Origin of the sequence: Streptomyces sp. NPDC059456, from assembly GCF_042750055.1 — a bacterium.
In the GTDB taxonomy this organism is placed as follows: domain Bacteria; phylum Actinomycetota; class Actinomycetes; order Streptomycetales; family Streptomycetaceae; genus Streptomyces.
Genome location: NZ_JBHYVA010000854.1, coordinates 2,363 through 3,147, shown reverse-complemented (window position 1 = coordinate 3,147; position 785 = coordinate 2,363). Strand labels below are relative to the sequence as shown.

The following is a 785-nucleotide window of genomic DNA, read 5'->3' as shown; positions in this document are numbered from 1 at the left end:
CCGCCATCCGCAGTTCGTCGCGCGGCGCGCTCGCCGGCGCGGCCGGCGCGGCCGCGGCGGCAGGCGCGGCGGCGGCCGGCTTGGGGGCCGGGGCGCCGGGCTTCGGGGCAGCGGGACGTGCAACGGCACCCGGGGTGGGAACCCCGGGCTTGGCGGGCGCGGCCTTGCGGGGCGCACCCGGCTTCGCAGCGGACTTGCCGGCGCTGCCGCCGGGGCCCTGCAATGCGTCGGTCAACTTGCGTACAACCGGCGCCTCGATCGTCGAGGACGCCGAACGGACGAACTCACCGAGTTCCTGGAGCTTGGCCATGACGACCTTGCTCTCAACTCCGAACTCCTTGGCGAGTTCGTATACCCGGACCTTAGCCACTTCGCTCCTTTTAGGTCCGGGTTACGCCGGACCGTCGCTACTTCATGGGCGTACTCATCGCGTACTCATCGAGTGCTCATCGCAATCTCGACCTACTTCCAACTCGCGAGGTACCTGACCGCACGGGGTATCCGTGCCGTACTACTTCTTACGGTGTCGCCTCGGCCACGACGGCCACGGCTTCGCTCAGTCCGGCCGTGTCGAGTGCTCCCGGGGACCGAAGGGCCCGGGGGAACGCTCTGCGGCGGACCGCCTTGTCCAGACAGACCACGGCTGGGTGCAGGTAGGCACCCCGGCCGGGCAGCGTACCGCGTGGATCGGGGACGCGATGCTCCCCGCAATGCCACATAGCCACCCCATCCCCCGTGTGCGCGCGGTACAGGACCACCCCACAATTGCGGTTGGGCACTTCGAG

General features: G+C 69.8%; 2 protein-coding genes. Both read right to left on the bottom strand.

The window, feature by feature from the left end; genetic code table 11:
- Positions 1–370: translation initiation factor IF-2 N-terminal domain-containing protein (locus ACFXA3_RS39595; protein WP_385195781.1), on the bottom strand; the 370-nt coding region annotated here is incomplete at its 3' end.
- A gap of 148 nt (positions 371–518) precedes the next feature.
- Positions 519–758 carry a YlxR family protein gene (locus ACFXA3_RS39590; RefSeq protein ID WP_385195783.1) on the bottom strand — a complete coding sequence of 80 codons (240 nt, stop codon included), beginning with the start codon at positions 756–758 and terminating at the stop codon, positions 519–521.
- Positions 759–785: the final 27 nt, after the last annotated feature.